The sequence below is a fragment of the Pseudomarimonas arenosa genome (genome assembly GCF_014841215.1).
Lineage (GTDB): Bacteria > Pseudomonadota > Gammaproteobacteria > Xanthomonadales > Xanthomonadaceae > Pseudomarimonas > Pseudomarimonas arenosa.
In genome coordinates, this window is record NZ_JACYTR010000006.1 from 19,259 (window position 1) to 41,521 (window position 22,263).

18 protein-coding genes are annotated in these 22,263 nt (G+C 62.4%); 15 read left to right on the forward strand and 3 right to left on the reverse strand.

What is annotated here, in order from left to right; genetic code table 11:
• Window positions 1–55 precede the first annotated feature (55 nt).
• The 7 genes from IFO71_RS04390 to IFO71_RS04420 all read left to right on the forward strand — a co-directional run bounded on the left by IFO71_RS04390 (window position 56) and on the right by IFO71_RS04420 (window position 9,278).
• A complete protein-coding gene (locus tag IFO71_RS04390) occupies window positions 56–979 on the forward strand; it encodes a histone deacetylase family protein (protein WP_192028325.1) in 924 nt (307 codons plus the stop codon).
• A 94-nt stretch (window positions 980–1,073) separates the two neighbouring features.
• Entirely contained in the window at window positions 1,074–1,640 is a 567-nt protein-coding gene (locus IFO71_RS04395; RefSeq protein WP_425502869.1) for an RNA polymerase sigma factor, read from the forward strand.
• Window positions 1,633–2,154: a hypothetical protein gene (locus IFO71_RS04400; protein WP_192028327.1), complete on the forward strand. Its 522-nt coding sequence runs from the start codon at window positions 1,633–1,635 to the stop codon at window positions 2,152–2,154. Before IFO71_RS04395 ends, IFO71_RS04400 begins: the two co-directional genes overlap by 8 nt.
• Entirely contained in the window at window positions 2,154–3,071 is a 918-nt protein-coding gene (locus IFO71_RS04405; RefSeq protein ID WP_192028328.1) for a DUF4097 family beta strand repeat-containing protein, read from the forward strand. Before IFO71_RS04400 ends, IFO71_RS04405 begins: the two co-directional genes overlap by 1 nt.
• Before the next feature lie 291 nt (window positions 3,072–3,362).
• Window positions 3,363–6,278, forward strand: coding sequence for a TonB-dependent receptor plug domain-containing protein (locus tag IFO71_RS04410; RefSeq protein WP_192028329.1), 2,916 nt, complete (start codon window positions 3,363–3,365; stop codon window positions 6,276–6,278).
• 135 nt (window positions 6,279–6,413) lie between these two features.
• Window positions 6,414–7,133, forward strand: a complete 720-nt coding sequence (locus IFO71_RS21750) for a 2OG-Fe(II) oxygenase (protein WP_225444380.1) — start codon at window positions 6,414–6,416, stop codon at window positions 7,131–7,133.
• 75 nt (window positions 7,134–7,208) lie between these two features.
• Complete coding sequence (locus tag IFO71_RS04420; protein ID WP_192028331.1) at window positions 7,209–9,278, forward strand: tetratricopeptide repeat-containing sulfotransferase family protein; 2,070 nt, start codon at window positions 7,209–7,211, stop codon at window positions 9,276–9,278.
• A gap of 73 nt (window positions 9,279–9,351) precedes the next feature.
• Here the strand turns inward: IFO71_RS04420 and IFO71_RS04425 are convergent, their stop codons facing one another.
• Window positions 9,352–10,296 (reverse strand): hypothetical protein, encoded by a 945-nt coding sequence (locus IFO71_RS04425; protein ID WP_192028332.1) that lies wholly within the window; start codon window positions 10,294–10,296, stop codon window positions 9,352–9,354.
• Between the two features lie 285 nt (window positions 10,297–10,581).
• Here IFO71_RS04425 and IFO71_RS04430 point away from each other — a divergent pair, with 285 nt between their 5' ends.
• Entirely contained in the window at window positions 10,582–13,542 is a 2,961-nt protein-coding gene (locus IFO71_RS04430; protein ID WP_192028333.1) for a GGDEF domain-containing protein, read from the forward strand.
• An 86-nt stretch (window positions 13,543–13,628) separates the two neighbouring features.
• Here the strand turns inward: IFO71_RS04430 and hslO are convergent, their stop codons facing one another.
• Window positions 13,629–14,519 carry an Hsp33 family molecular chaperone HslO gene (gene hslO / locus IFO71_RS04435; protein WP_192028334.1) on the reverse strand — a complete coding sequence of 297 codons (891 nt, stop codon included), beginning with the start codon at window positions 14,517–14,519 and terminating at the stop codon, window positions 13,629–13,631.
• 93 nt (window positions 14,520–14,612) lie between these two features.
• On the opposite strand from hslO, the gene mtgA reads away from it, so the two are divergent.
• The 4 genes from mtgA to IFO71_RS04455 all read left to right on the forward strand — a co-directional run bounded on the left by mtgA (window position 14,613) and on the right by IFO71_RS04455 (window position 16,959).
• On the forward strand, window positions 14,613–15,374 hold the full coding sequence (gene mtgA / locus IFO71_RS04440; protein WP_192028335.1) for a monofunctional biosynthetic peptidoglycan transglycosylase: 762 nt from the start codon (window positions 14,613–14,615) through the stop codon (window positions 15,372–15,374).
• 111 nt (window positions 15,375–15,485) lie between these two features.
• Entirely contained in the window at window positions 15,486–15,914 is a 429-nt protein-coding gene (locus tag IFO71_RS04445; RefSeq protein WP_192028336.1) for a CBS domain-containing protein, read from the forward strand.
• A gap of 47 nt (window positions 15,915–15,961) precedes the next feature.
• The gene (locus tag IFO71_RS04450; RefSeq protein WP_192028337.1) at window positions 15,962–16,501 is read left to right on the forward strand and encodes an RNA polymerase sigma factor; all 540 of its coding nucleotides are present in this window, start codon (window positions 15,962–15,964) and stop codon (window positions 16,499–16,501) included.
• A complete protein-coding gene (locus IFO71_RS04455) occupies window positions 16,498–16,959 on the forward strand; it encodes a hypothetical protein (RefSeq protein ID WP_192028338.1) in 462 nt (153 codons plus the stop codon). The genes IFO71_RS04450 and IFO71_RS04455 overlap by 4 nt, the downstream gene beginning before the upstream one ends.
• Before the next feature lie 48 nt (window positions 16,960–17,007).
• On the opposite strand, the gene IFO71_RS04460 is transcribed toward IFO71_RS04455, so the two are convergent.
• Entirely contained in the window at window positions 17,008–18,612 is a 1,605-nt protein-coding gene (locus IFO71_RS04460) for a peptide chain release factor 3 (protein WP_192028339.1), read from the reverse strand.
• Window positions 18,613–18,804: 192 nt separating this feature from the next.
• Here IFO71_RS04460 and IFO71_RS21755 point away from each other — a divergent pair, with 192 nt between their 5' ends.
• From IFO71_RS21755 to IFO71_RS04470, 3 genes are all read left to right on the forward strand, one after another.
• Window positions 18,805–20,217, forward strand: coding sequence for a TonB-dependent receptor plug domain-containing protein (locus IFO71_RS21755; RefSeq protein WP_225444381.1), 1,413 nt, complete (start codon window positions 18,805–18,807; stop codon window positions 20,215–20,217).
• On the forward strand, window positions 20,214–20,987 hold the full coding sequence (locus tag IFO71_RS21760; protein ID WP_225444382.1) for a TonB-dependent receptor plug domain-containing protein: 774 nt from the start codon (window positions 20,214–20,216) through the stop codon (window positions 20,985–20,987). The genes IFO71_RS21755 and IFO71_RS21760 overlap by 4 nt, the downstream gene beginning before the upstream one ends.
• Before the next feature lie 73 nt (window positions 20,988–21,060).
• Complete coding sequence (locus IFO71_RS04470) at window positions 21,061–22,236, forward strand: NHL repeat-containing protein (protein WP_192028340.1); 1,176 nt, start codon at window positions 21,061–21,063, stop codon at window positions 22,234–22,236.
• Window positions 22,237–22,263 lie beyond the last annotated feature (27 nt).

The window sequence follows — 22,263 nt, forward strand, 5'->3', positions numbered from 1 at the left end:
GTTCAATTGGGGCCGCTCGGTGAGTTGCCCTCGGCGGCGCGCTTGAGCTAGCTCAATGCGCGCCTTTTACTGTCACCACTTTGAATTGCCGCTGCCTGAAGGCCATCGTTTTCCGATGGCCAAGTACGGCCGTCTGTTCGCCCGCGTGCAGGAGGCTCGCCAGCGACTCGGGGTCGAGCTCTGCGAGCCCTCGCCGATCAGTCGAGAGGATCTTCAGCGGGTGCATTGCCCGGACTATGTCGGGCGGGTGTTTGACGGACGACTGTCGGAGGCCGAGCAGCGGCGGATAGGCTTTCCCTGGTCACCGGCGATGGTCGAGCGCTCGCGGCGTTCGGTCGGCGGCACGGTCGAGGCTCTTTGTGCGGCGCTGAGCGACGGCATTGCAGTCAATCTGGCTGGGGGTACGCATCACGCCGGGTTTGCCCGCGGTGCTGGCTTCTGCGTATTCAATGATGCCGTGGTGGCACTGCGTGCAGCACAGCATCGAGGCCTGCTGCAGCGCGCTCTGATCGTCGATCTCGATGTTCATCAGGGCGATGGCAGCGCGGCCCTGTGCGCCGCGGACCCGACGATCTACACCCTTTCGATTCACGGCCAGCGCAACTATCCGGCGGTGAAGCCGGCTTCGGATCTCGATATTGGATTGCCCGATGGCACCTCAGACGCTGCCTATCTCGATTGCCTGGCCCGAGCGCTGCCGGTGGCGATTGAGGCGGCGCGACCCGATGCGGTGGTCTACCTCGCCGGAGCGGATCCTTTCGTCGGCGACAAGTTGGGCTTTCTGGCGCTGAGCAAGGCCGGCCTGGCCGAGCGCGATCGCCAGGTGATCGGCCAGGCCGGTTCTCGCGGCCTGCCGCTGGCGATCTGCATGGCCGGCGGCTATGCCGAGCAGGTCGACGATATAGTCGATATCCATTTCGCCACCGTGCAGGCGGCTGCACGCGCGGCCGCGGACAGCCCAGCACGCCTGTTGGCCTGAGCGAAACTGTCGAGTCACCGACGCCAGAGCGCGCTTTTTTGGCAAGCAGCTAAACCCTGGCGCCGCGGGGCGCATCCAAGTGAACATGCTGACCATGACTGCGGCGTTCGAAACGACTGAAGTGGGCACCGAGCCGCTGGGAGAATGGGTCTCCCAGGCCGCTGCGGGCGATCGCTCAGCCTTCGAGCGTCTGTACCGGTCGCATGCCAGACGGGTGTATTCGGTGATCTGGCGCCTGGTGGGCGGCAATGAGGCACGAGCCGAAGAGCTGACCCAGGAAGCTTTCGTCAAGGCCTGGCAGGCCTTGCCCGGTTTCCGTGGCGACAGCGCGTTCTCGACCTGGTTGCATCGTCTGGCGGTGAACACCGCGCTGATGGATCTGCGCGCCCATGCCAGGTCGGATCGGCAGGAACTGAGTGATATCGAATTGGAACAGTTTTCCGCCCCCAGCCGCAGCCGCTCCAGCCAGATCGACCTGGAGCAGGCGGTACAGAGCCTGCCACCGCGGGCGCGAGCGGTGTTGTTGCTGTACGACGTGGAAGGTTGGACCCACCAGGAAATTGCCGGCGAGCTCGGTATGGCGGTGGGCAGTTCAAAGGCGCAGCTGCATCGGGCCCGCGGCCTGTTGCGCGAGCGACTGGAGGGACACGGTAATGGATGAGTTCGAACTGCGACGACAACTGGCGAGACTGGGTGAGCGGCAGCACGAGCCGCCACATGACCTGTGGCCGGCGATTGTGGCTCGATTGGACGATCGCCGCCCAGCGCGCAAGCCCGCCACGCCCAGCTACTGGCCATGGGCGATGGCAGCCTCGCTGGCTGCCTTGGCGCTGCTGGTCGTGTTGGGTGGGCGCTGGGCATCCGGCCCGGAGGCCACTCACCCACAGATCGCCAGCGTCGAGCACACGGCACGACTGGGCAATGCCGAATTGATCACCCTGGAATATCGGGCGGCACTGGCCGAAGTGGCCAAGGCGCCCTTGCCTCCCGATCTGCAGGCCCTGGCCAGCAGCCTGGACGAGGATGCGAGGCGCATTCGTGAGGCTTTGAATGCAGCGCCGCAATCGCGGCTGTTGATGGAACAGCTGCGCCGTACCTATGCCTGGCGACTGCGCATTTCTAAACAATATCTGGCGGCCGCGACAGTCGGCCGGGATCAAGCGAGGAGCGTGTAATGAAACGGAACCTGTGGATGCCTGCGATCTGCCTGCCCGCCTTGTTGTTGGCCAGTTCTGTGCAAGCCGAACAGAAGGTTGACGAAACCCGGCAGATCGCACCCGACGCGCGGGTCGAGATTCACAACATGCGCGGAGATATTCGGGTGCGCGGTGGCAGCAATGAGCTGCGCATCGTCGGCACCATCGGCGAGGGGGCCAAGGGCTTGATCGTCGAAGGTGATCCGCAGCGCTGGTCGGTGCGGGTGGACTATCCCGAGCAGTCTGGCTGGGGCGGCTGGTGGGGCCGCAGCGAAGTGCGCGACAGCTCTCTGCAAGTCGATCTGCCCACCGGCGTGACCCTGGTGGTTGAATCGGTGTCGGCCGACATCGACGTCGCTGGTGTCGGCGGCGCCCGGGTGGAAATCGAGTCGGTCAGCGGCGATATCGAACTCGATTCGACGGCGAGCGAAGTGGAGGTGACCGCTGTGAGCGGTGACCTGATTCTCAAGACCGCGGGCGCGCGCAAGGTCGAGCTGGAGACGGTTAGCGGAGATATCGATCTGTCGGGCCAGGGCGAGGGCAGCCTGCGGGTCGAAACAGTGTCGGGCCGAGCCAAGATCAATGCCAACGCCGCCGGCATGGAAAAGATCGTCGGCAGCACGGTGTCCGGCGATCTGTTGGTCGACGCCAAGATGGTGTCGGGCGGGCGCATCCAGCTCGAAGCGATGAGTGGTGATATCGAGCTGACTCTGCCGCCCGGTGCCTCAGGCGACCTGCGCATCGAAACTTTCAGCGGCGATATCAGCAGCCCGGTGGGCAAGGTCGAGCGCGAAGAATACGGCCCAGGGGCGAAGCTGCGTCATGCTTTGGGTGACGGGCGTGGTGAGATCCGTCTGGAGAGCTTCAGCGGAGATGTGCGACTGCGCACGCAATAGCCTAAACGCGGTACCGATGTTTTGAGAGCCCGTGGATCCGACCCACGGGCTTTTTCGTTGTTCAGCGCGGTAGGCCGCAGAAATGGCCGCTTCAAGTCTTGCGCCGAGCCGATGTTGCATTTTTGCAACAGCCTCCGTTGCGGGGATTCCAACGTTAAAAGTTTGTTGTTAGACTCCGGCGCTGCTGCGCACCGTGTGGGGAAGACCCGTACAGCCCGGCACTTCCAAGGATTGGAAGATTTATTTGTCCCGATCTGTGTGCAAAGACACTCTGAACGTTGGAGAGAGCGAATGAATTTCAACCGTAATCTGCTGAGCGACGCCGTACGCTACGGTCTCGCCGCTGGTGCCGTCGGCCTGATGGGCCTGAGCGCCGCGCCTGCCTACGCGCAGGACGACACCGCGACCCTCGACCGCATCGAGGTCACCGGTTCGCGCATTAAGCGTGCTGACACCGAAACCGCGTTGCCGGTCCAGGTCATCAGCCGTACCGAAATCGAAGCCACCGGTCTTAACACCGTCTTCGATCTGCTGAACAACCTGACCGCGTCTGACGGCGGCGGCCTCAGCACCGTCACCACCCAGACCAACGGTAGCGACGGCTCGCAGCAGATCTCGCTGCGTGGCTTGGGCGCCAGCCGTACCCTGGTGCTGGTCGACGGCAAGCGCTGGATCACCGACATCGACGCCACCGTCGACCTGTCGACCATCCCGCTGGCCATCGTTGAGCGCGTCGAAGTCCTGAAGGACGGCGCCTCGGCGATTTACGGTTCCGACGCCATCGGTGGCGTGATCAACCTGATCACCCGTCGCAACTTCGACGGCGCCCAGGCTGGCTTCTATTTTGGCCAGACCTCGGACGGCGACGGCGACCGCACCACCTATGACCTGACGGTCGGTGCTACCGGCGAGCGTGCCCGCGCTGTGATGGCCCTGAGCCACTCCTCGCAGGATGAGATCTTCGCTGGCGACCGCTTCATCTCCCAGACCCCGTACGCGGGCTGCGAAGTGATCTCGCAGGATCCGGACTACGTGGTCGGCGGTACCGCCATTGCCGCCATCGGCGGTTTCTGCGGCTCGTCCTTCCCGGACTTCGGCCGTTTCGTGGTGCCGGGCGTGGGCTCGGTCAGCTTGATTCCGGGTCGCCCGGGCACTTCGCCCAGCGATTTCACCCCGTTCACCAACGCCAATCGCTACAACTTCGCGCCGGTGAACTATCTGCAGCAGCCGGCCAAGCGCAGCAACCTGTTCGCGTCGGGCTCGTTCGACATTACCGACAGCATCACCGCCTACGCCCGCACCAGCTACACCAAGCGCACCTCCGACCAGCAGTTGGCCGAAGTGCCGCTCACTCTGGCGGTGAACGGTTCGCAGGGTCCGCAGTGGACGATTCCCATCAGCGGCCAGAACGTGTTCAACCCGTTCGGCGTGGACATCGGTTCGTCCGGCTTCCGTATGGTGGCCGCCGGCCCGCGTAGCCCGTCGTACGACTACGACATCTTCTCCGCCCAGGCTGGCTTGGAAGGCTTCTTCCAACTCGGCGACCGCGGCTTCAACTGGGATGTGTTTGCCCAGTACAACGACGGTCAGTATGACTCGCGCGGTACCGGCTACATCAACCTGTTTAACCTGCGTAACGCCCTGGGCCCGTCGTTCCGCGACGCCACCGGCGTGCTGCGTTGCGGTGCCCCGGGCGCCGTGATTGCCAACTGCGTGCCGTTCAACCTGTTTGGCGGTCCGGACCTGGGTCTGGCGGCTGGCCGTATCACCCAGGCCGAATACAACCAGATGGTGAACTACGTCAGCTACACCCAGGTCAGCACCCAGGGTAATAGCTCGTTCAATTACGGCGGCACCCTGTCGGGTGACCTGGTTGAACTGCCGGGCGGCATGATGGGCTTCGCGGTGGGCTTCGAGTACCGTCGTGACGACATCTTCTCGCAGCCGGACACCCTGGTGGCCAGCGGCGGTTCCTCGGACAACTTCTCCGAGCCGACCACCGGCGTGGTTCGCGTGGCCGATATGTTCCTCGAAGTCAATGCACCGATCCTGGCTGATCTGCCGGGCGTGCAGTCGCTGGACATCAGTGCCGCGATCCGTAACTCGGACTACAAGGCCAATGGTTTCAGCGGCCTGACCCCGGTCAGCCCGATCCTGGGCGATCCGACCACCGAGAAGTACGGCCTGCGCTGGCAGATCTTCGAAGACCTGCTGTTCCGCGCCAGCTGGGGTGAAACCTTCCGCGCTCCGTCCGTGCTCGACCTGTTCGGCGGCGGTCGCGAAAGCTTCCCGCAGGCGGCCGATCCGTGCCGTTCGGCAGTGTGGGATGCTCAGGGTGCCGACGTCCAGGCCCGTTGTATTGCGGCCGGCGTGCCCAATGGCGGCGTCGTCGATGGTCGTACCCAGCTGCGTGCCCTGCTCGGCGGTAACCCGTTCTCGCTGCGTCCGGAATCGGGTGAGAACATTTCCTTCGGCTTCGTCTACAGCCCGAGCTGGGTGGAAGGCCTCGACCTGTCGATCGACTACTGGAAGATCGACCTGGATGACGGCATCGTCACCCGTTCGGCCGGCAGCATCCTGTCGGGCTGCTACGTGACTGGCGCCCAGCCGGACTTCTGTAACTTCGTCGAGCGCGCACCGGGCGGCCTGATCTCCACCGTCCGTACCGCCGGCTTCAACGTGAATACGTTGATGTCCGATGGTATCGACCTGGGTATCGCCTACCGTCTGGACACCAGCAGCTGGGGTACCTTCGGCTTCAAGTGGGACACCACTTACAACATGGCGACCGAAACCAATGGTGTTGACGCTGTCGGCCTCTACGACGGCTCGCCGAATTGGGAATGGCGTTCGCAGTTCCAGACCGTGTGGCAGATGGGCGATTTCGACGCCAACTGGACCATGCGCTACAACTCGGAACTGGAAGAGCCGTGTTTCATCTACTGCGTGGCGTACCTGGGCGTAGATCCGCTGGATCTGCCGATCCTGGGCGGCGATGCCACCCTGCGTGCTGGCTCGGTCACCTATCATGACCTGCAGGTGGGCTGGAACGCTCCGTGGAAGGCGAAGATCTCGGTCGGTGCACGTAACGTGTTCGGTAAAGAGCCGCCGATTCTGCAGTACAACTCGTTCGCTCACTCGTTCGATGCCGGTTACGACCTGCCGGGCGGCGCGTACTACTACATGCAGTACCGTCAGAACTTCTAATAAAGAAGTTGGCTTGACCTTAAGAGGCCGCGGCGTACGCCGCGGCCTCTTTTTTTGCCTAAGCGCTTCATTCTCGGGTCTGAGCTCGAATACCGGCTGTGGCACAATCGCCCCATTGCCATGCCCCGCGAGCCGATGCAATCGATCCTGAACCCCGACCTGGACTGGCGACACTACCGAGAGGTCCTGCGCAGCCGCGGACGGGTGCAGATCCCGCAGGCAATCAAGCCCAACCTGGCCGCACAGCTGCAACAGTGCTTGCAGCAACTGCCCTGGGGAGTGGCTTTTCTTCAAAACGGCCAATCGCGCTTGATCGATGCGTCAAGCTGGGCGCAATTGGCAGACATCGAGCAGCAGCGTCTCTACCAGCAGGTCTGCGAAGAGGCCAAGACCAGCTTTCAGTTCTGGCACCACTCCTACATGTTGATCGCCGCCTATCTCGAAGGTCGCGACCCCAGTTCACCTCTTCATCGTTTGGTCGAGCAGTTCAATAGCCCCGGCTTCCTGCAGCCGATGCGCGAGCTCACCGGCTTTACCGATATCCGCAAAGTCGATGCTCAGGCTACCCGCTACCTGCCTGGCCATTTCCTGACCGCGCACGATGATGACGGTTCGCCCACCGGGCAGATTCGCCGCGTGGCTTATGTGCTCAGCCTGAGTGAGCGCTGGCATCCGGATTGGGGCGGCTTGTTGAATTTCTACGACGGCGACAGCGGCCAGATTCAGGACACCTTTGTGCCGGCCTACAACACGCTGAGCCTTTTCACCACGCCGCAATATCACGCGGTCAGTACGGTTGCGCCCTATGCCCCGTTGCCGCGACTGAGCATCACTGGCTGGTTGCGAGCCGACTGAGATCAGGCGTCAGGTTGCGACGATGCAGCCGAGATGCAACAGTTACGCCCCCCGCAACACGGCAGCAATCCCCCTATGAAACAATTCTTCCCCAGAGCGTCACTCAGCGAAGGCGTCTCGGGCGGGTCGGCGACGGCGCTGGAACTGGCGAACGCTGAGTTTCGGCGTGGCGACTACGCCGCCGGTATCGCAGCTCTGATGGCGCAGCGCCAGGATGCCGAATGTCGTGCCTTGCTGGTCGAATACTGGGTAGCCGCGCGCGATGTGCCGGCACTACTCGGCTTGTTTCAGAGCGTGCCAACCGAGCCGCTGCAGCAAGGGCTGGAACAGGCAGTTCGGGCGCATTTCCAGGGCGATCCGGCGCGCGCAGCCCAGCAGTGTGCGGCCTTGCTGCAGCAATCGCCGGGTCATCCAAGAGTGCTGAACCACTTCGCTCGCGCGCTGTTCAACTTGGGGCGGCGGGATCAAGCGTTGGCGGCGCTGCGCGAGGCTGTGAGTAAGGACCCGGGCTATGTGCAGGCGCTGAATAATCTCGGTCACGTAGAACGCGCGCTTGGGCAATCGGAGTCAGCCTTGCAGCTTTTTCGACGGGCCGTCGACTTATCGCCAGGTTTCGTCGAGGCGCGCTTGAATCTGGCTGTGACCCTGCTCGGTGTGCCGCGACCCGACGAGGCCCTGGTTGAGTTCGAGGCTGTGCTGCAGAACGCGCCCACGCATCCGGATGCCTTGGTCAACTGCGGCAGCTGTCTGCACATGTTGCGGCGCTATCAAGAGGCCGAGCAACGCTATCGGCAGGCAATCGATTGCTCTCCGCCCGGTGAGCTGCCCTTGCTCGCCTGGCGTCAGTTGGCGAAACTTTATGTTGAGACGGCGCGGATCGAGAAGGCGGTCGAGTCCTTGCAAACGGTGTTGCGCCTGGCCCCCGATCTTGCTGAATTGCATGCCGAGCTGGTCTCAACCCTGGAGGTGGCCAATCGCCTCGATGAGGCGGAACAGGTAGTTCAGAGCGCACTGCAGCGGTTTCCGCAGGATCCGGTGCTGCGCTACGAAGCGGCCAAGATCGAGCGCCGTCGGGGTAATGCTGAGCAAGCCTTGACGCGGCTGATGTCGATACCCGCGGCCGCCATTCCTCCGCATTTGCAGCAATGGTTTCACTTTGAGCGGGGAACTGCGTTCGACGAGTGCGCTCGTTACGACGAGGCATTCGCTGCCTTCTTGGAGAGCAATCGTCATGCCCGCCTGGGCATGCGTGCGCGCCTGGTCGATATGCAGGCGCTCGATCGCATTTTCGACGCGCTGCAGGACTGGACCGCCGACGGCGCCCCGGCCCCGGTCATCGAGCCAGATGAGGACCTGGGCGAGGATCTGGTGTTTCTGCTTGGCTTTCCGCGCTCTGGCACGACCCTGCTCGATCTGATGCTGGATGGTCACGAGCAGATCCAGTCGCTGGAAGAACGCCAGACCATGGAGGAAGTGTTCTGGCAGGTTGATCAGCGCCACGGCGGATTTCCGCACGGCTTAGCCAGTACCTCTGCCGAGGATCGAGCACGGCTGCGTCAGCACTACCGCCGGCGTCTGGCCGAGGAAGGGATCAAACCTCAACCCGGCGGCATCGTGGTCGACAAGATGCCAATGCGTTCGGCCTATCTGGCCTTCATTAACCGATTGTTCCCGCGCGCGCGCTTCCTGTTTGCATTGCGCCACCCGCTCGATGTGGTGCTGAGCAATTTCATGCAGAACTATGCTGCGAATGACGTATTCGCGCATTTCCATTCGATCGAGGAGATTGCTCGCGTGTATGCGCGGGTGATGCAGATCTGGCAGCAAACCCAAGGCTGCATTGCGCAGCAGTCATGGATGTACGTGCGCTACGAGGATCTGGTTGAGGATCGCGATGCCGTACTGCAACAGGTCTGCCGCTTTCTCGATATCGAGTGGCGGCCGGAGATGGGTGACCATCTGCGCACCCTGTCATCGCGACCGCATATCAAGACCAACAGCTACCAGCAGGTAACTCGCCCCATCTACCGCCGTTCGCGCGGGCGTTGGGTTCGCTATGCGCAGCACCTGTCGCCGATCCAGCCGGTGCTGGCACCGTATCTGGCGCTGTTCGGTTATCCGGAGGGGGAGGAAGGGCTGCGCTGAGCAGCGCCAGCTTGGCAGTACGAAGCAAACCGCGTCAAACCACAGCGCTACGGTTCAGGTGTGCTGAGCGCTGTTAGAGATCCTGCTGATAACGCACGTATGGCGTGCGTCCCTGCAGCAGCGGATTTTCCGCTTCTGCTGTCTGCGGCAAGGACTGCTCCGCAGAATTCAGCACATTGCGTGCGCCCACGGTGAGCTTGCCTGCCCAAGGGGTGCGCCAGCTGATCCCGAGGTCGACATCGAACAAGCCATCCGGTCGCCACGGTGCGCGCGAGCGATGTCCGACCACGCTGCCAGCGAACGCACCGTAGCCAGCATCGACGCTGATGCTCGAATGGTTCCAGCTGCGCGGGAACAGCCACTGTGCTGTCTGTTCGGCGCGCATCCGCACTTGATTGCCGGACACCCGCAGCCAGCTGCGATCGCTGAGCCAGATCTGTCCGCTCAAGGTCTGGAAGTGGCCGTCCACCTGAGGCCAAAGCGCAGGATTCGGCTGCAGGCTGACCATCGGATCAACCACACCGGTCGGTGACCAGTTGGCCGACAGGCTGCTCGCCTCAAGGTTCTGATAGTTCTGCAACCAGCCCAGGCCGTAGCTGATGTCCAGCCAGCCGATATCATTCAGTTGCACGCCATAATTGACGCCGGCCTGCAAGGCTCCAAACGGATTTCGGTTCGGCGACTCCAGCATGGTGCCCAGGCACAGCTCGGCCAGACTGCCCCAGGGCCCGGTCAGCGCCGAGGAGTCGTTGCACAAGGCATCGCGCGCAAGGCTGGACTCCTCGCGCAGAAAGCCGCGCAAGCGGGAGTCTTGCTGGCCCATTCTTGGCTGCAATGCGCCAAGCCACTGATCGAGGTCGGCGCTGCTATTGGGCAGCGCGCTACTGCGAGTGGAAAGCTGCCAAGCCGCGCTTTCGCCGGCCAGTTGAGTGGGCAGCAGCGGACGCTCGGGCTGTGCCTGTGCAAAGGCTCCCAAGGACCAGCAACTCAGCAATGTCAGTAACGTGCGCTTTAGCACCGACCTGCCTCCCATGGCTTCGCTCACACCGTTCGCATCGGCGGCCAGGCAGACGTCTCGCTGACGTCAAACCCAGTCTGCCGAACATCGACTTCCAATCCGGCGATCAAGTTCCCTGAATTGTAGCGCCTTTTACCAGTTTTTAACGGGGCTGCCGTGCACTCTTTTGCTCGTCCGCGGTTGGAAGTGAGCAATGTCAGTTAAACTCCGTTCAAGATTCGATCCCTGGTGTCCCCTTTGCTGGTCGTGAATCCCCCGGTCGGCTTACCCGAGCCCTCATTTGCAATGGAAGTTTCCCGCGATGACCTGCTGCTGACCGGATCATCCGGGCAAGAGCTGGTTGACTCTGTGTCGGCCTGGGCCGAGCGACGGCTGGCCGCTACCGGTTGCCAGATCTGGATACTCGACCGAGACGGCTTCTACCTGTTCGCGTCGGCGGGTGAACAATGGACCGAGAGCGATCGGGAAATGGCTCGGGAAGCGGTGATCGCGCGCCGCTTTCGGCGCGATACCCTGCGTGCGGTTCACCCCCTTGTTGAAGTCGGTGGCCGCTCCGGCGCGGTGTTGCTGTGCCTGGGATCAGAAGCGCCGGCCAAGCTGGCCGAACCGATGCAGCGCGCGGCCGAACTGCTGTCGCTGCGGGTGCCAGCTGCGCTGGAGATGCAGCGTCTCAATTCGGCTGTTACCCGGCTGGCCGAAGCCGAGCGCATGCAGCGCGCGCTATACACCATTGCCGGCCTGGCCAACTCGGGCCGCGACCTGTCGGAGCTGCTCGGCTTGATCCACGGTCTGGTCGCCGGTCTGATGTACGCCGAGAACTTCTTCGTGGTGCTGCGCGACCGCCGCAGTGGCGATATCAGCTTTCCCTACTTCCTAGACAGCCAGGATCGCTCCGCACCGCGCCCCGATCAAACCTTCAGCCTGGGTGAGATGCAGGGCTCCCTGGCCGCCTATGTGGTCACTACCGGCGAGTCGCTGATGGGGCCTTCCGACCTGCTCTGCCTGCAGATCGGTGCCGATCGCGGTCATTTTGGTCCGGCCAGTGTCGACTGGTTGGGCGTGCCGCTCAGCTTTGCCGGTGATGTGTTCGGTGCTGTCTGCGTGCAGAGCTACAACGAGCAGTTCCACTACAGCAATCGCGAGCGCGACTTGCTCACCTTTGTGGCTCTGCATTTGTCCAGCGCCCTGCAGCAGCGCTGGACTCAGATCGAGCTGGAGCGGCGTGTCGACGAACGCACCGACGAACTGCGCGAAGCCAACAAGGCGCTGCGTGCCGAAGTCGAGGAGCGACAAAGGGGCGAGCAACTGCACGCTGCCCTTTTCCGTATCGCTGAGCTCGGGGCCGGGCAGGGCACGCTGGAAGATTTCTTTGCTGCCGTGCATCGCGTGATCGGTCGCCTGTTGTACGCGGCAAACTTTTACATCGCCATGTTAAGTGACGATGGTCGTACCATCGATTTTCCCTATTCAGTCGACGAGCGCGATGCCGAACGCGAGCGGCGCGAGATCGGTCGCGGCCTCACCGAATACGTGCTGCGCACCGGGCAGGCCTTGCTGGCGGACCGCGAGATGATTGATCAGCTGCACGACAGCAATGAGATCATCAGCTACGGCCCGCGTGCCAAGGTCTGGCTTGGTGTGCCGCTGATCTGCGAGAGTGGCACCGTCGGCGTGCTGGCGGTTCAGAGCTACGACAGCGCACACAGCTACAGCCGGCGCGATCAGGAAATCCTCACCTTTGTCTCGATCCATATCGGCAATGCCCTGGAGCGAGTGCGTGCTGCCGAACGTTTGCGTCAGGCCAATGCCGAGCTGGAAGATCGGGTGCGCGATCGAACCCAGGCCTTGTTTGCCGCCAACCGTGACCTGCGCCAGCAGATCGCCGAGCGTGAACGCTTTGAACGCGAACTGAAATACGCCGCCAACCACGATTCGCTGACCGGCCTGCCGAATCGTGCCGCCTTCATGCAGCGTCTGGCGCAGGCCCTGGCCCGCTACAGCCGTCGGCAACAGGATCGCTTCGGCATTCTGTTTCTTGATCTTGACCGCTTCAAGGTGATCAACGACTCGATGGGGCATTGGGTCGGCGACGGGCTGCTGAAAGAAGTGGCCCAGCGACTGTCCAACGTGGTGTCCGGTCGCGGCCTGGTATCGCGGCTGGGTGGCGACGAATTCGCCATCCTGATGGAGGCAATCGAGTCGGAAGCCGATGCCGTGTTGTTGGCCGAGCAAGTGATCGTCGCCCTCAACGAAGCGATCTTTGTTGAGGGTAAGGAGCTGTTCTCGTCCACCAGCATCGGCATTGCGGTGTCACGGCCCATCTATCGCAGCCCGGAAGAGCTGCTGCGCGATGCCGACGTCGCTTTGTACCGCGCCAAGGCGCGCGGACGACGCTGTTTCGAGGTGTTCGATGATCAGCTGCGCCATCAGGCCCTGTGCCAGCTGGAGCTGGAAAGCGATCTGCGCCGCGCCGTCGCTCGACACGAGTTCGAGCCGGTGTTTCAGCCGATCTACCGCATAGAAAACGGTGAAGTCGTAGGTTATGAGGCACTGATTCGCTGGCGTCATCCAGAACGCGGCCAGCTGCTGCCGGAGGAGTTTCTCAGTACTGCGGAAGAGACCGGGTTACTCGAAGCGATGGATTGGCAGGTCTACGAACTGGTATTCGCCCAGGCCTGGGTGCTGGTCAAGGACGGCGGTTACGTCACCATCAATGTTGGTGGGCGGCACTTCCGCAGCGCCCGCTTCGTCGATCGGTTGCTGCAGCTGATGGCGCGCTACGAATTCCACGCCGAGCATCTGCGGGTGGAAGTCACCGAGCGGATTCTGATCGAAGAGCCGGAGAAAGTGCGTGAGATGATGCTGGAGCTGAAGGCAGCCGGCGTGCGATTGGCGCTGGATGATTTCGGTACCGGCTACTCGTCCTTGAGCTACCTGCACCAGTTCCCGCTACATGCGCTGAAGATCGACCGCAGCTTTGTCACCGCTCTGCACACCGGTTCCGGCGGTAATGCCATCGCCGTGTTGCGTGCGATCTGCACCTTGGGGCGGTCGCTCGATCTTGAGGTGATAGCCGAAGGCCTGGAGACCGAGTCGCAACTCGATGTGGTGCGTTCGCTGGGCTGCCAGTATGGGCAAGGCTATCTGTATGCGACGCCGCAACCAGTGCATGCGCTGCTGGCCCAGCGTGACGGTGTTCGCCTGGTCGATACGGGCGCGGGCCGTCGTTATCAGCTGCAGTCGTGACGGATCTTGGCCTAACAGGCTGCTGAAATATTCATTTCAGCAGCCTTAGCCCGGATATTTCGGCGCGACCTCATGAAATATCCGGGTTAGTTGATCCGGCCACTGCCGGGTGAGCTGGGCTTGTCGGCGAACAGCTGATCGATGTCGACGCGATCAAACTGGTAGCGCTGGCCGCAGAATTCACACTGCACCTGGATTGAGGGATCGTCCTGCATCGCCTCTTCCGCGGCCGAGCGGCCCAGTGCCTGCAGCATGCCGGTCACCCGCTCGCGGCTGCAGCTGCACTGAAACTGCAGCGGCTGACTCGACAACAGCTCGGGTGATTCCTCGTGGAACAGGCGATGCAGCAAGGTCTCGACTTCGGTGTTAAGAAGCTCGGAACTACCCAGGGTGTCGAACAGCGCCTGACTGCGCAGCCAGTCTTCCTGATCGCCATCGGCGTCCGGCAAGCGCTGCAGCATCAGACCACGCGCGCGCTGTTCGTCGGCGGCCAGAATCAATCGCGTCGGCAACTGTTCGGACTGCTGAAAATAGGCCTCCAGCGCGTGATCGAGGCGGTGGTGGTTGAGCGCCACCAGGCCCTGGTAACGGCGTGGCTCGTCATGCGCCGTGGCGGCACTTTCGATGGTGACAGCCATCATCGCATCGCTGCCAAGATTGGCCAGGCTGAGCGGGTCAGGCAGTGGCGGTTCCCAGATGGCGATGCCGCGAACGTCCTGCCCATTCTGGCACTCGGCAAACAAGGTGCGCAGTGATTCGCTGCCCTTCAGGTGCAAGGACAGTCGGCTATTGGCCTTGACGTGGCCGGTCAGCAGCGGTGCCGCGGCCAGCGCCTGCCCGAGCAGCGCGGCAAGCGAGCGTGAGTAGTCTTCACGTTGCCGCACCTGCTGCCAGCTGTCGTCGAGCGAGACGATCACGCCACGTACGCCGGAAGCGTTGAGCAAGAATCGGGTCAGGCAGTCGTTGGATAGGCTCATTGGCAGATCAGCAGCAGGGGAGCCTGTATTTTAGCGGCTGCCCGCCCCGGCTCACTACGGCGACAATAGTGTCTGGCCCATCCGGTGATTCCGATGCCACGCAGCCCGCTGGTTTCCCGCCATCGACGCAACCGTTCCAGCGCGGCCGACGCGCGCAAACCGCGTCGCCGCTGGCGGCGTTGGCTGCTTCGCCTGCTGCTGGCGCTGATCCTGCTGCTGCTTCTGAGTTGGCTGCCGGTGCTGGCGATGCGATGGTGGGATCCACCGACCACGGCCTTCATTCAGCAGGCAGCGGCTGACGGCCAGACCATCGAACAGCACTGGCGGCCCATAAGCAGGATCAGCCCGGAGCTGCAATTGGCGGTGATTGCCGCTGAAGACCAGCATTTTCCTCAACACAACGGGTTTGATCTGGACGCCATCGAAGCGGCCTTGCGTGAATCCGGGGCGAGCGGACGCGGGGCCAGCACGATCAGTCAGCAAGTGGCGAAGAATCTCTTTCTCTGGTCTGGTCGCAGTCTGGTGCGCAAGGGCCTGGAGGCGTGGATGACCGGCCTGATCGAAATCACCTGGCCCAAGGCCAGAATCCTCGAGGTGTATCTGAATATCGCCGAGTTCGGTCCCGGCATTTATGGCGCCGAGGCCGCAGCTCAGCTGTACTTCAAGCGATCGGCGGCACAGCTCAGTCGGCCGCAGGCCGCCGCTCTGGCCGCGGTGCTGCCCAGCCCACGCCGCTATTCGGTCACCCAACCCAGCGCCTATGTGCGCTCGCGAAGCGCCTGGATTCAGCGGCAGATGAGCCAGCTGGGCGGTCAGGCCTTTCTGCGCCAGATGGAGACGGACGGCCGCGAATAGTTCCATTCGCCTCCGATCAGCTTCCGGGCTACAACCCCACCAGTAAATCCTTGGCCGCGTCTCGATTTGAGGACTATCATGCGAGCCAACGGGGACAGCGGAGCGCAGACGATGCATACGGTTCGCCAATTGCTCGAAGCCAAGGGGCGGGAGGTTTTCGCCATTGACCCCGAGCAGCCGGTGCTGGCCGCGCTGCAAATGATGGCCGACCGCCACTGCGGTGCCTTGCTGGTGATGCAGGGCGATGAATTGAAAGGCCTGATTTCTGAGCGTGACTACGCGCGTAAGGTGATTCTGATGGGGCGCTCCTCGGCCGAAACGCCGGTCTGGGAGGTCATGAGTCAGGACTTGCATACCGTGTCGCCCGACCGCACAGTGCACGGCTGCATGAAGCTGGTGACCGAGAAGCGCATCCGGCATTTGCCGGTGGTCGAGGCAGGCAAGGTGGTCGGCGTGCTGTCGATCGGCGATCTGGTGAAAGCTGTGATCGAAGATCAGCAGGAAGAGATCGCCCAGCTGCAGGCCTATATCAGCGGCTAGCAGACTTGGTCCGGTGTGGGCCGAGTTCACAAACGAGTCAATACACCATGGACGGAACCGAAGCAGCGCTGAAGGCGCTGATCGAGCGTTTTGGAGCCCGTGTTCGGGCCCAGATTCGCCAGCATCGGCTGGATCAGCACGGCATCGACATCGACGATGTTGAACAGGAGGTGCATATCCGCCTGTGGAATGCGCTCAGCCGTGACCCAAAAGCCCAGCTTCCTGCGTCTTATATCCAGAGAACGGTGATGAGTGTTCTGGTCGACGCGGTGCGTCGCGCAGAAGCGCGTCCGGCCGAGCCCCTGCCCGAGGCAGAAGAGCAGGCTGGCGAGGCGATGGCGACCGACGAGGCGCGTGACCCGCAACGTTTGGCCCTGGATGGCCAGGTGACCGACTCGCTGCTGCGCTGCATCGGGGAAATCCCGGAGCGCCGGCGCCGGCCGCTGGAGCTGTATCTGCAGGGATTCACCGTGCCGGAAGTGGCAGAGATTTGCGAATTGACCTTCGATGCGGCGCGCAAGCTGGTGTATCGAGGGCTGGATGAAGTGAAAGCCCGCATGCGGGAATCAGGTTGGGAGTCGACATGAACGAAGAACAGATCCGGCAAATTTGGCAGTCGCGGGCGCGTTCCGGGGCGGCAATGGACCAGGCTGCGCAGATCTTTTCCGACCGTGCCGATCAACGCGCGGCTGGCGTTGCAGCGGTGGCAGCTGATGCCCGCGCGGCGGTGCTGGCGCGTGTGGTGCTGGCTCTGCGTGAGGATGCCGAAGCGCTGGAGCGTGGCGTAGCTCAGCTGCGCAGACCGAAGCTGCTCAAGACACAGTTCCGTTGGGCGATGGCCGCCTCACTGGGCGCGCTGGCGGTACTGTTTGGGGCGCTGCAGTTCAATCCGTCTGCGCCGCCGATGCACGGCGACGAGGCGGTCAACGTCACTCAGGCTGAGAAGATCCTGACGGGATCGTTTGAGAGCACTGGCGGCGATACTCCTGCCACAGCTGACGCGGCGCCGAACAAGTCGGTGTTTTCCGCGGGTTTTGATTCCTAGCTTTCGATTCTGCCGCCTGACTGCGGCGCTGCTCTGCTGAAGACAGTTTCATCCGACACTCACACTGCTGGCATGTTCGCGGGTGGCGCTAAAGCGCACCGCAGGCGCGCGTTCCTGGGCTAGTTGCAGGTTCACCCGGGTAGGGGCGAGGTAGACCAACTCACCTGCCGCGTCCAAAGCCAGATTCATGATGTTCTTTTCCTTGAACTCGTCCAGCTTCTTCGGATCATCACAGTGCACCCAGCGCGCAGTGGCAATCTGCGCTTGGTCAAACTGAGCGTCGACGTTGTACTCGTCTTTCAGCCGATACGCAACCACATCGAACTGCAGGGAGCCGACCGCGCCCAGAATCAACTCGTTACCGAGCAGGGGACGGAAGAACTGGGTGGCCCCTTCTTCGCTCAACTGAGCCAAGCCTTTCTGCAGCTGTTTGAGCTTCAGCGGGTCGCGCAAACGGGCGCGGCGGAACAGCTCCGGGGCAAAGTTCGGGATGCCGGTGAAGGCCAGGGTCTCACCCTGGCTGAAGCTGTCACCGATCGAAATGGTGCCGTGGTTATGAATACCGATCACATCACCCGGGTAGGCAGTTTCCACGATATCGCGGTCTGAGGCCATGAAGGTCAACGCGTTGGCCAATTTGACCTCCTTGCCGGTGCGCGTTTGCATCACCTTCATGCCGGCGTCAAAGCGGCCCGAGCAAACGCGCAGAAAGGCCACGCGGTCGCGATGCTGGGGATCCATATTGGCCTGAATCTTGAACACGAAGCCGGAGAAGGTCTCCTCGACCGGATCGACTTCGCGGCCGGTGGTGGCGCGCGGTTTCGGCGACGGCGCATGCTCGACAAAGAAGTCGAGTAACAACTGCACGCCGAAATTGTTCACCGCCGAGCCGAAGAACACCGGGGTCTGCTTGCCGGCCAGATAGGCCTCCAGATCGAACGGATGGCTGGCGCCCTGCACCAGTTCCAGTTCGTCGCGCACCTCGGCCAGGGCGGCCTCGCCGATGCGCTTGGCTAGCTCCGGATCATCCAGCGAGGCAAAGATGGTGCTGTCCTGGCGGGTGAAATTACGCCCCGGCTCGAACAGGTGCACCTCACCGGTGATCAGGTGGACCACGCCTTTCAGGCGTTGGCCCATGCCGATCGGCCAGGTGACCGGCGCGCACTGAATGCCCAGTACCGACTCGACTTCGTCGAGCAGGTCGATTGGATTCTTGCCTTCGCGGTCGAGCTTGTTGATGAAGCTCATGATCGGTGTGTCGCGCAGGCGGCAGACTTCCATCAGCTTGATGGTGCGCTCTTCCACGCCCTTGGCGACGTCGATCACCATCAAGGCGGAGTCGACTGCGGTCAGCACGCGGTAGGTGTCCTCGCCGAAGTCGGCATGGCCCGGGGTGTCGAGCAGGTTGACGATGCGGCCCTCGTAGGGGAACTGCATCACCGAGCTGGTCACCGAGATGCCGCGCTCCTTTTCCAGCGCCATCCAGTCCGAGGTCGCATGGCGCGCCGCCTTGCGGCCTTTCACCGAGCCGGCCATCTGAATGGCTCCGCCGAACAGCAGCAGCTTCTCGGTCAGGGTGGTCTTACCCGCGTCGGGATGGGAAATGATGGCGAACGTGCGGCGGCGCCGGGTTTCGCGTAGATGATCAGACATGCGATTCACAACGTGCGGCAGCGGCCGGTACCGAAGGGCGCGAATTTTAGCTCAGTCCGTGGCCTCAGCAAGCCGATTTCTGCACAGACGCCCAAAGTGGGCCGTCTGGTCTGACCAGAAACAGCGCTGAATTTCACGAAAACGCAACCTCCAGGCATTGCAATGGCCGGCTTTCCGCCTGAGGTGTTCGCCATGCACGCACGTCCACTCGCCACTGCCATTGCCGTGGCGCTAGCCCCGGGGTTGCTCCTGATCGCTGCCGCTGCCCAGGCAGCGCCTGACCCGGCCGATGCGCGATCACTCGACTCGGTGGAAGTGAAAGGGCAGATCTTCTATCGCGACCGTACCGATGAGCCGGCGACCTTGGTCTACGACCTGGAATACTTCCAGCGCTTCGAGCCGCTGACCGTCGGCGACATGCTGAAGCGCGTGCCGAGCGTGGCCTTTCTGTCTGACGTGCTGGAATACGATGGCGTGCGCCTGCGTGGGCTTGACCCGGGCTATACGCAGATTCTGATCAACGGCAAGCGCGTGCCGGGCGGCGGCTTCGATCGTTCCTTCTTTGTCGATCGAATTCCTGCTGAGCTGGTCGAGCGCATCGAGATCATTCGTTCGGCCAGTGCCGATCGCAGCGGTGATGCGGTGGCGGGTTCGCTGAACATCGTGTTGCGTGACGGCTATGCCCTGGAAGGTGGCTATATCCGCGCCGGTGGACTGCACTACAACGATGATGAGTTCGAGCCCAGCGTGAGTGCGGTCTGGGGTGGTGAGGCCCTGGGAGGTCGGCTGCTGCTGGGTGCCAATGCACAAGGGCGGCGCAATCCGAAGCAGAAGTACAGCCAGCGCTTCGATGAGCCAAACGGCGAACTCGATAACACCGAAGTGCAGACCGATGTGCGCAGCGGTGAGGACTATAGCTTCAACGCCGACTATTCGACCGAGGTCGGCGAAGGTCGTCTGGCCCTTAACGCGTACTTTGTTCGCACCGATCGGTTGCAGGATGAAGATTCTGTCGAGTTCGTCGAGGGCATCGAAACCCCCGACAATATCGATGTGGTGAACATCAATGATCTCGATATTCGCACCGACAACTGGTCGATCGGCAGTGAGTACGAGTTTCCGATGGCCGGCGGTGAGACCCGAATTCGGTTCGGCCTTGCCGGTTTCGACGACCGCCAGGACGAGCTGGAAGACGAATTCGAGTATCTGCGCGATGATCTGCCGTTTCCCGATGATGATCGTTTCACCGGTGATCGGGTTGTGCTCGATATCGAAGACCGCGAATTCAGCGCCGAGCTACGTCACGAACGCGATGTGGCTGATATGAAGCTGAAGTTTGGTGTCGACTACACGCGCAAGGGGCGTGATACCTCGATACTCAGCGCGCGCAACCGCTTCAACATTCCCGACGCGCCGGCGCCGCGGCCGACCATTCCTGGCGATTTCAATGAGTTTGAGGCCGAACCCGGTGGCATCAACACCATTGACGAAGATCGCGTTGAGCCATTCGTCAAGTTGAACGGCGAGAGCGGCGCCCTCGAATGGCAGGTCGGCTTGCGCTATCAGTACACCGATCTGGACATCTTTGACGCCACCGTCGAATGACCTTTTCGTTGGCGCGCAGCATGCGTCGTGCCGGGTTCGACCAGCTCTCTCCGGCACTGCTGGAGGGCGAGCTGGGCGACAACGACTTGTTGGGCAACCCTGAGCTTGAGCCGGAAGATGCCTGGGGGCTGGACCTGGGCTACGAAATGCGCCTGGGTCGCGACGGCATCATCGGCGTCAATGCCTTCTATCGCGACATCAAGGATCTGATCGAGCTGGCCAATACTGGGCTGGAGGGCGACGAAGGCCCCGGAACCTTCGTACTGCAGCCGCGCAATACCGGCAACGGTGAGGTATGGGGCGTGGAGCTTGATGTCTCCACTCCGCTGAGCGCCCTTGGTTTGGACAATACCGGCGTATTCTTCAACTACTCGTGGCTGGACAGTGAGATCGACGACGTCTTTGGTCGCCGTCGCTTCAACGATCAGTCGGACTATGTGTTGAATGTCGGCTTCATTCAGGAGCTGCCGGACCTGGCTGCTTCCTTCGGCCTGACCTACCGCGAACAGGGCGATGCCTTCGGCCGTATCGTCGGCGAAGAAATCAGGACCAGCTACGACGGTGATCTCGAAGCCTTCCTGGAGAAGCGTCTCGGTGAGCAGTGGACGGTCAGGCTCACCGGCTCGAACCTGCTCGATGCCTCGAAGGACGAAGTGTTTGATAAGTTCAACACGATCGAAGAACAGATCGAGCGCGACTACGACGAGTACGAGCTGGAGACGGAAACCGGCGGCCGCGTCTATCAGCTGATGTTCCGCTATTCGTTCTAAGCCTTCGACCGCGCATATCAGGGCGGCCAGCTAGTTGGGTCGCCCTGCGTCATTCTGATCCAGGAGATTCACCATGAGCATGATTCGCTCGCTTCTTGCCTTGGCCATCAGCAGCGCTCTGCTGACCGCCTGCAGCCCCGCCGAACAGGCCGCGCCTGCGCCTGCTGCAACGCCCAAGCCCCAGGCTGCTGCCGTGCAGCCGGCGCCCGCCGAGCAGGCCGAGCCAGATGAGGCCGAGGACGTTACCACCGTTGATTCGGGTGTTAAGTATGAAGCTATCGCCGAGGCCTTTCTGACTGCCTCGACCCCGGACGACAATATCGATTCGCCGGCCAGCTGGCAGGCCGAAGATGGCAAGACCTGGCTGATCGGCAGCGCCAAGGGCACGCACAAGCTGGTGATCTACGACGGCGATAGCGGCGCGACCCTGCAGACCTTCGGCAAGAAGGGCAGCGAGCTCGGCGAATTCAAGCGCCCCAACGGCGTGTTCGTGATCGATGATCTGGCCTGGGTGGTGGAGCGCGACAACCAGCGCGTGCAGGTATTGCGTCTGCCCGCGCTGCAGCCGATCGGCAGCTTTGGTCAGGCCGAGCTGCAGAAGCCCTATGGCCTGTGGCTGCGCCGCAGCCAGACAGGCTTTGAAGTGCTGGTCAGCGATGCTTTCATGAGCGAAGCCAACGAAGATCTGCCGCCGGCCAACGAACTGCTGGCCCAGCGCTACAAGCGCTATGCGGTGCGTATCGACGGCGAGCAGCTCAACGCTGAGTTGCTTGGACATGTCGGGGCTACCGATGCGGCCGGTGCCATCCGCATTCCGGAATCGCTGTGGGGCGATGAGCAAAACCAGCGCCTGTTGCTGGCCGAAGAAGACCAGACCGACGGCACCCGCATCAAGGTCTACAACATGGACTTCAACTATGCCGGCCAGGACATCGGCAAGGATCTGTTTCGTGCCCAGGCCGAAGGTATAGCGCTGTGGCAGTGCGCGGATGGCAGCGGCTACTGGTTGACCACCGACCAATACAAGGACCGCTCGGTATTCCACGTGTTCGATCGGCAGAGCCTCGCCCATCTCGGCGCCTTTGCCGGCAACACGGTGTCCAACACCGACGGTGTCTGGCTGCAGCAAGCCGCCACCCAAACCTTCCCCAATGGTGTGTTCTATGCCGTTCACGACGACCAGGGCGTCGGGGCGTTTGACTGGCGGCATATCGCCCAGACGTTGAAGCTGCGGGAAAGTTGCCAATAGGCCTTGGCGGTGAGCGACTGAAGGTCG

Coding starts and splice junctions, on each gene's coding strand:
- IFO71_RS04460 (WP_192028339.1), bottom strand. CDS start 18,612: ATGTCTGATCATCTACGCGAAACCCGGCGCCGCCGCACGTTCGCCATC.
- IFO71_RS04430 (WP_192028333.1), top strand. CDS start 10,582: ATGGAAGTTTCCCGCGATGACCTGCTGCTGACCGGATCATCCGGGCAA.
- IFO71_RS04390 (WP_192028325.1), top strand. CDS start 56: ATGCGCGCCTTTTACTGTCACCACTTTGAATTGCCGCTGCCTGAAGGC.
- IFO71_RS21760 (WP_225444382.1), top strand. CDS start 20,214: ATGACCTTTTCGTTGGCGCGCAGCATGCGTCGTGCCGGGTTCGACCAG.
- IFO71_RS21750 (WP_225444380.1), top strand. CDS start 6,414: ATGCAATCGATCCTGAACCCCGACCTGGACTGGCGACACTACCGAGAG.
- IFO71_RS04405 (WP_192028328.1), top strand. CDS start 2,154: ATGAAACGGAACCTGTGGATGCCTGCGATCTGCCTGCCCGCCTTGTTG.
- IFO71_RS04450 (WP_192028337.1), top strand. CDS start 15,962: ATGGACGGAACCGAAGCAGCGCTGAAGGCGCTGATCGAGCGTTTTGGA.
- IFO71_RS21755 (WP_225444381.1), top strand. CDS start 18,805: ATGCACGCACGTCCACTCGCCACTGCCATTGCCGTGGCGCTAGCCCCG.
- IFO71_RS04445 (WP_192028336.1), top strand. CDS start 15,486: ATGCATACGGTTCGCCAATTGCTCGAAGCCAAGGGGCGGGAGGTTTTC.
- IFO71_RS04420 (WP_192028331.1), top strand. CDS start 7,209: ATGAAACAATTCTTCCCCAGAGCGTCACTCAGCGAAGGCGTCTCGGGC.
- IFO71_RS04410 (WP_192028329.1), top strand. CDS start 3,363: ATGAATTTCAACCGTAATCTGCTGAGCGACGCCGTACGCTACGGTCTC.
- IFO71_RS04455 (WP_192028338.1), top strand. CDS start 16,498: ATGAACGAAGAACAGATCCGGCAAATTTGGCAGTCGCGGGCGCGTTCC.
- IFO71_RS04470 (WP_192028340.1), top strand. CDS start 21,061: ATGAGCATGATTCGCTCGCTTCTTGCCTTGGCCATCAGCAGCGCTCTG.
- hslO (WP_192028334.1), bottom strand. CDS start 14,519: ATGAGCCTATCCAACGACTGCCTGACCCGATTCTTGCTCAACGCTTCC.
- mtgA (WP_192028335.1), top strand. CDS start 14,613: ATGCCACGCAGCCCGCTGGTTTCCCGCCATCGACGCAACCGTTCCAGC.
- IFO71_RS04400 (WP_192028327.1), top strand. CDS start 1,633: ATGGATGAGTTCGAACTGCGACGACAACTGGCGAGACTGGGTGAGCGG.
- IFO71_RS04395 (WP_425502869.1), top strand. CDS start 1,074: ATGACTGCGGCGTTCGAAACGACTGAAGTGGGCACCGAGCCGCTGGGA.